Origin of the sequence: Streptococcus azizii, assembly GCF_001984715.1 — a bacterium.
Classification (GTDB): Bacteria; Bacillota; Bacilli; order Lactobacillales; family Streptococcaceae; genus Streptococcus; species Streptococcus azizii.
In genome coordinates, this window is record NZ_MSPR01000041.1 from 1 (window position 1) to 1,683 (window position 1,683).

2 protein-coding genes and 1 pseudogene are annotated in these 1,683 nt (G+C 38.5%); 2 read left to right on the forward strand and 1 reads right to left on the reverse strand.

The window, feature by feature from the left end; genetic code table 11:
* Both BVE84_RS10245 and BVE84_RS10250 read left to right on the forward strand, forming a co-directional pair.
* Positions 1–431, forward strand: a 431-nt coding sequence (locus tag BVE84_RS10245; RefSeq protein WP_142241944.1) for a colicin E5-related ribonuclease, incomplete at its 5' end; no start/stop codon positions are given.
* Positions 432–445: 14 nt separating this feature from the next.
* The gene (locus tag BVE84_RS10250) at positions 446–973 is read left to right on the forward strand and encodes a hypothetical protein (protein ID WP_076996884.1); all 528 of its coding nucleotides are present in this window, start codon (positions 446–448) and stop codon (positions 971–973) included.
* A gap of 566 nt (positions 974–1,539) precedes the next feature.
* Here the strand turns inward: BVE84_RS10250 and BVE84_RS11360 are convergent.
* Positions 1,540–1,683 (reverse strand): annotated as a pseudogene (locus tag BVE84_RS11360) (transposase); the annotation flags it as partial.

Below are 1,683 nucleotides of genomic sequence, written 5' to 3' on the forward strand. Positions count from 1 at the left end.
GAGTCACAGCAGGAAAAGTTATTGATACAGTTGATGATGTCAGTGATACCTCTAAAGCCCTAAAAGCTGTGGATGCGGTGGATGACACCAAAGATTCTCTGAAAGTCGCAGAGGCAGTTGATGATGTTAGGGATACAGGGAGACTGACAGATAAAATCGCTTCGCAATCTGTTACTGCGGACGATATTATTTTTAGTGATAAATTTAAAAAAGGGAATTATGTGAATCAAGTATCCCAGCGCGGTTGGAATAATCAGATGATAGCGGATACGATTAATAATCCTGTTAAAACAACAAAGGGGTATAATAGTTACACAAAAAGTGGTGTAACAAATTTTTACATTGACGATATTCACTATGTAGCAGTTGATGATAGCAATGGAAAAGTTATCCAAATTGCAGATCTTGCTAAAACAAATTGGCGAAATTAGATTGGGAGACTACCATGTTAGAAAAGAAAACAGGGACTATAAATAATATCATATATAATCACACTGTATATAATAATGGAAAAAATCGATACTATCCAACCCTTACTGATTTAAGTACAGTGTTGCACGAAATTATCGCCAGCAGTGTAACAACTAAATATATTTCTATCACTCCATTTTATATCAATGAGAGGTTAAATTTTCAAGAAGAATTTGATATGGCACATTTTTATATAGAATGTCGTGATGTAGTGACAGCAGAAGAGCGGGAGAGTTTTATAAGGGAACAGATGTTTTGGCTTACACCAGATTCTGATTATAAATTATTAGAACAGTATATTACTTTTGAAGATATGCAGGCTAGTCATTTTCTAGTAGAGAAAACAGATGTGGCAGGTTTTCAGCAAGCTATCCATTCCTATATGTCTTTCTTAATGGATAGGGGGATTCCACAGATGATGAAATGGTTATATAACTTCTATGACCTAGGTATAGAATCAATGCCGTATGGTTACTTTTGCTTTGAAGTGCTATCAGAATAAGAAGTAAGTTATGGAAGTTTAGAGAAGTACTTAGTTGACTGTTAAAGGACTTTCGTGGTGCTGTAGGCGATTGAGCTAGTTAGCGAGGACGTTGAAAACGCTGGAGATTGTTTATCGTTTTCCGTCCTCTCTTGCCTAGCTCCCCGCCCACCTATGGAGCTTCTCTCCATAGGTGCTTTTCACATCACCACGAGAATTGCTTAGCTGGTCATGGCAGAGCACAACAGGGAAGAAGAAGCAGATTTGCCTAAGACGACACAACCACCTACACCTACGATAAGAACGGCAACCGGATCTCGTCTCAGAAGAATGATGAGAAGCTAGACTATATCTACGATACGGAAAACCGTCCATTAGCTGTCAAGGACAAGGCAGGCCTCTTGTTTGCGGCGCTGTATGGCGCGCATCTTTATATTTGTCGAAAATCAACCTCTGACGTTGTTAAACAAGATATAAAGAGGCTGGGCAAAAACTAGCCAGTAAATAAAAAACACAGATAGATTCAGGCTGATTTTGATGAAATCCAGCTGAACTGCCTGTGTTTTTCTTTTTGTTTCTATTATCATTGGCTAATTTCTTAGCTAATTTCGTGAGATTCATACTCATTAGGAGGAATCCTATCTCTGTTTCAACCACTTTTTGTCCTCTGACATGAACTCTGCGCACGCCAAAAACACCCTTCATCCTACCAAATACAGGTTCGACATCCA